The organism is Streptomyces sp. (assembly GCF_036566765.1).
GTDB lineage: Bacteria > Actinomycetota > Actinomycetes > Streptomycetales > Streptomycetaceae > Streptomyces.
Genome location: NZ_DATCVQ010000676.1, coordinates 1 through 4,898 on the forward strand (window position 1 = coordinate 1; position 4,898 = coordinate 4,898).

General features: G+C 71.2%; 6 protein-coding genes. 2 read left to right on the forward strand and 4 right to left on the reverse strand.

Going from position 1 to position 4,898, the window contains the following annotated elements; all coding sequences use genetic code 11:
• The 4 genes from VIU94_RS39255 to VIU94_RS39270 form a co-directional block, all read right to left on the reverse strand.
• A partial coding sequence (locus tag VIU94_RS39255) for a GNAT family N-acetyltransferase (RefSeq protein WP_414721083.1) occupies positions 1-442 on the reverse strand: 442 nt, incomplete at its 3' end.
• Complete coding sequence (locus VIU94_RS39260; protein ID WP_331919506.1) at positions 439-1,380, reverse strand: RluA family pseudouridine synthase; 942 nt, start codon at positions 1,378-1,380, stop codon at positions 439-441. The genes VIU94_RS39260 and VIU94_RS39255, both read right to left, overlap by 4 nt.
• 17 nt (positions 1,381-1,397) lie before the next feature.
• Positions 1,398-2,012, reverse strand: a complete 615-nt coding sequence (gene lspA, locus VIU94_RS39265; RefSeq protein WP_331919508.1) for a signal peptidase II — start codon at positions 2,010-2,012, stop codon at positions 1,398-1,400.
• 73 nt (positions 2,013-2,085) lie between these two features.
• Positions 2,086-2,733, reverse strand: coding sequence for a TraR/DksA family transcriptional regulator (locus VIU94_RS39270; RefSeq protein ID WP_331919510.1), 648 nt, complete (start codon positions 2,731-2,733; stop codon positions 2,086-2,088).
• 10 nt (positions 2,734-2,743) lie between these two features.
• On the opposite strand from VIU94_RS39270, the gene VIU94_RS39275 reads away from it, so the two are divergent.
• Both VIU94_RS39275 and VIU94_RS39280 read left to right on the forward strand, forming a co-directional pair.
• Complete coding sequence (locus VIU94_RS39275; protein ID WP_331919512.1) at positions 2,744-2,989, forward strand: hypothetical protein; 246 nt, start codon at positions 2,744-2,746, stop codon at positions 2,987-2,989.
• A gap of 527 nt (positions 2,990-3,516) precedes the next feature.
• The coding region (locus VIU94_RS39280; RefSeq protein ID WP_331919514.1) for a class I tRNA ligase family protein at positions 3,517-4,898 on the forward strand (1,382 nt) is incomplete at its 3' end.

Below are 4,898 nucleotides of genomic sequence, written 5' to 3' on the forward strand. Positions count from 1 at the left end.
CGTCCGGGAACTCGGGGCCGTACGCCGCGTACCCCAGGCGCTCGTAGAACCCCAGCGCATGGGTCTGCGCGTGCAGGTCGACGGCGCTCAGACCGCGCTCGCGCGCCGCGTCCTCGATCGCCCGGACCAGCGCCGCGCCGACGCCCAGGCCGCGCGCCGCCTTCGAGACCGCGAGCCGGCCGAGCGAGCCGACCGAGGCGTCGCCGCCGGTCTTCCCGAGCGCGTCGGCCCCGAACAACAGCCGCCCGGTGCCCAGCGGCAGCCCGTCCGCGCGGACCGCCAGCACGTGCACGGCCGTCTCGTCGTACGCGTCGTACTCGATCTCCGCCAGCACGTTCTGCTCACCGACGAAGACCTCCCGGCGGACCGCGAAGCAGGCGTCCCGGTCCTCGTGGCCGCGGACCTCCCGGATCTCGTACGCCTCGGCGGCCCCGCCGGTCACGCGGACTCCGAGGCGATCTTGTCGAGGGCGTGCTGCAGGTCCTGCGGGTACGTGCTCTCGAACTCGACCCAGCGGCCGTCCGACGGGTGCTCGAAGCCGAGCCGGACCGCGTGCAGCCACTGCCGGGTCAGCTTGAGCCGCTTCGCCAGAGTCGGGTCGGCGCCGTACGTGAGGTCGCCGACGCAGGGGTGCCGGTGCGCGGACATGTGCACCCGGATCTGGTGGGTGCGGCCCGTCTCCAGCTTGATGTCGAGCAGCGAGGCCGCCCGGAACGCCTCGATCAGGTCGTAGTGGGTCACCGAGGCCTTGCCGTCGGCGGTCACGGCCCACTTGTAGTCGTGCTGGGGGTGGCGGCCGATGGGCGCGTCGATGGTGCCGCTCATCGGGTCCGGGTGGCCCTGGACCAGCGCGTGGTAGCGCTTGTCGACGACCCGCTCCTTGAACTGCGCCTTGAGCAGCGTGTACGCCCGCTCCGACTTGGCCACGACCATGAGGCCGGAGGTGCCGACGTCGAGCCGGTGCACGATGCCCTGGCGCTCGGCCGCGCCGGACGTCGAGATGCGGTAGCCGGCCGCGGCGAGGCCGCCGATGACCGTCGTGCCGGTCCAGCCGGGGCTCGGGTGCGCGGCCACGCCGACCGGCTTCATGATCACGACGATGTCGTCGTCGTCGTGGACGATCTCCATGCCCTCGACGGGCTCGGCGACGATCTGCACGGGCGCGGGGGCCCCGGGCATCTCGACCTCGAGCCACGCGCCGCCGCTCACCCGCTCGGACTTGCCGACGACGGAGCCGTCGACCAGGACTTTCCCGGCGGCGGCGAGCTCGGCCGCCTTCGTACGGGAAAACCCGAACATACGGGCGATGGCGGCGTCGACGCGCTCGCCCTCCAGGCCGTCGGGAACGGGCAGCGTGCGGATCTCGGGACTTGTACTCACCCGTCGAGTATGCCTTGTCAGTCCTTGTGGACGGTGCCGTCGGGGTCCAGGCCCCGGAACGACAGGATCACGATGAGGAAGCCGCCGCACACGATCGCCGAGTCCGCGAGGTTGAAGACCGCGAAGTGCGCGGGCGCGATGAAGTCGACCACCGCGCCCTCGAACACGCCCGGCGACCGGAAGATCCGGTCGGTCAGGTTGCCCAGTGCACCGCCGAGCAGCAGACCGAGCGCGATCGCCCACGGCAGGCTGTACAGCTTGCGGGCCAGCCGCACGATCACGAAGATCACGACCGTCGCGATGCAGGTGAAGATGATGGTGAAGGCCTCGCCCATGCCGAAGGCGGCGCCGGGGTTGCGGATGGCCTCGAACTTCAGCAGGTCGCCGATGACCTTGATCGGCTCGTGCCCCTCCAGCTTCGCCACGACCAGCATCTTGCTGCCGAGGTCGAGCAGGTACGCGAGCAGCGCGACGACGAGCAGCGCGACGATCCTGCGCCGGCCCGTGGGCTGCTCGGACCGGTCGGCCCCGTCGGACCGCTCCGGCTGCCCGGCGGGCGTCACCGCCGCCTCGTCGGCCCCTTCGGCCCCTTCCGAATCCGGAGTACCGATGATGCGCTCCGCCTCTGCCACGTGAGTCCCTCAACCCTAGGTGCCTGACTGTGCACGAGGGTACGGCACACACGTGCGGAGTCGGCCTGGGGTGTCAGCCTCTGCGCTCCTGCTTCTGCTTGTCCTCCACGCACAGCGTGGCCCGCGGGAAGGCCTGCATCCTCGCCTTGCCGATGGGCTTGCCGCAGACCTCGCACAGCCCGTACGTGCCCGCTTCGAGCCGCTCCAGGGCGTGCTCGGTCTGCTCCAGCATCTCGCGGGCGTTGGCGGCGAGCGCCAGCTCGTGCTCGCGGGTGATGTTCTTGGTGCCGGTGTCGGCCTGGTCGTCGCCGGCCCCGTCCCCGGAGTCCCGCATCAGACCGGTGAGCGCGGAGTCGGAGGCGTCGAGCTCCGCCCGGAGCCGGAGCACCTCGCTCAGCAGTCCCGTGCGGGCCTCCTCGACCTCCGCCGGGGTCCAGGGGTCCTCCCCGGGGCGTACGGCGAGCTCTCCGGCCCGGGCCTGGGGCACCGCGCCCGCGTCGGACACGCCCTCCGTCGCCGTGCCCACGGTCTTCTTCGCTGCCACCGTCCTGGCTCCCGTCTGCTCCGCCGCGGTCGCGGCCCTGGTCTTCCCACCCGCGGCCCTCTTGGCGGCGGTCTTCCTGGCGGCGGTCTTCTTGGCGGGCGCTTTGGTCCCGCCGACCTCGTGCGCGTCCACGACGTCGACCGCGGCGGTCTTCGTCGCGGCAGCCCGCTTCCGCACCGGGGCCTCCTTGGCGGCGGCCTTCGAGGCGATCTCGGCAGCCGGCTTCCCGGCCGTCGTCTTCACCGTGGTCCTCGTCGTCGTATTCGCCTTCGCCTTCGTGGCCGACGCCGTCTTCGTCGTCGCCTTCGTCGCTGTCTTCGTCGCTGTCTTCCTCGCCGTCGACGTGGCCGCGGTCTCCTTCGCCGAGGTCTTCTTCGCGGCGGTCGCGGCGGTCTTCTTCGCCACCATGTCGCGGCCCCTTCACATTTTGTGATCTTGCGCGCGAATCGTGCTGGGACGATAAATCGACACCAGCCCCGCGGCAACGGGGCACGCCGCCCGTCGCACTCGCCCGGCGCGGGTGCGCGGCGAGCCTGCATCCGTTGTGCCCAGCTCCCCGCCCCGTAATCCGCCGCGCGGGCGCACCGGAAGTCCGACCCGCCCCATGTGACCATTCGGGTCACTCCCGGGCTCCGCGCGACGCCCCGGGAAAACCGGTCTGCCGGGGCCGCCGGGGCCCCGTACACTGGGCGAAGCGAAAGGCTTGGATGGGGACGAGTAGCGTCGCACGCAGCCAGGAGCGACCCGGGGACGGTGAGAGCCCGGGGGCGAGCCCGATGTGAAGCATCACCCCGGAGCCGCCGGAAGAAAGCCGTCAGGCGAGTAGAACCGGCATCGCGACCCCAATGAGGGGGCTCAGGGCGTCCGCGCCCGGGGCCAAGGAGGGTGGTACCGCGGGAGTCGCACCAGGCGCTCTCGTCCCTCCGGACGGAAGAGGATCAGTCCGCCGGAGGAAGATCGATGTCGCAGTACCGCCAGGTGCCCGCCCAGGTCGACCTGCCCGCGCTCGAGCACGCCGTGCTCGATTTCTGGCGCGAGAGCAAGGTCTTCGCCAAGACCCTGGAGCAGTCCGAGGGCCGCCCCGAGTGGGTGTTCTACGAGGGCCCGCCCACCGCGAACGGCATGCCCGGCGCGCACCACATCGAGGCCCGCGTCTTCAAGGACGTGTTCCCGCGCTTCCGGACCATGCGCGGCTACCACGTCGGCCGCAAGGCCGGCTGGGACTGCCACGGTCTGCCGGTCGAGCTGGCCGTCGAGAAGGAGCTCGGCTTCTCCGGCAAGAAGGACATCGAGGCGTACGGCATCGCCGCCTTCAACGACAAGTGCCGCGACTCGGTGACCCGGCACACGGACGCGTTCGCCGAGCTCACGACCCGGATGGGCTACTGGGTCGACCTGGACGACGCGTACCGGACGATGGACCCCGAGTACATCGAGTCGGTGTGGTGGTCGCTCAAGGAGATCTTCAACAAGGACCTGCTCGTCCAGGACCACCGCGTCGCCCCGTGGTGCCCGCGCTGCGGCACCGGCCTGTCGGACCACGAGCTGGCGCAGGGCTACGAGACGGTCGTCGACCCGTCCGTGTTCGTCCGCTTCCCGCTGACCTCGGGCCCGCTCGCGGGCGAGGCCGCGCTGCTGGTCTGGACGACGACCCCGTGGACGCTGGTGTCCAACACCGCCGTCGCCGCGCACCCCGACGTCACGTACGTCGTCGCGACGAACGGCGAGGAGAAGCTCGTCGTCGCCGAGCCGCTGCTCGAGAAGGCGCTCGGCGAGGGCTGGGAGGCCACCGGGCAGACGTTCACCGGCGCGGAGATGGAGCGCTGGACGTACCAGCGCCCGTTCGAGCTGGTGGCGTTCCCGGAGCCGGCGCACTACATCGTCAACGCCGAGTACGTCACGACCGAGGACGGCACGGGTCTGGTCCACCAGTCCCCCGCGTTCGGCGAGGACGACCTCAAGGTCTGCCGCGCGTACGGCCTGCCGGTCGTGAACCCGGTCCGGCCCGACGGCACCTTCGAGGAGGACGTGCCGCTGGTCGGCGGGGTCTTCTTCAAGAAGGCCGACGAGCAGCTGACGGCCGATCTGGGCGCGCGCGGGCTGCTGTTCAGGCACGTCCCGTACGAGCACAGCTACCCGCACTGCTGGCGCTGCCACACGGCCCTGCTGTACTACGCGCAGCCGTCCTGGTACATCCGCACCACGGCGGTCAAGGAGCGGCTGCTCCAGGAGAACGAGAAGACCAACTGGTTCCCGGACTCGGTCAAGAGCGGCCGCTTCGGCGACTGGCTGAACAACAACGTCGACTGGGCGCTGTCCCGCAACCGCTACTGGGGCACCCC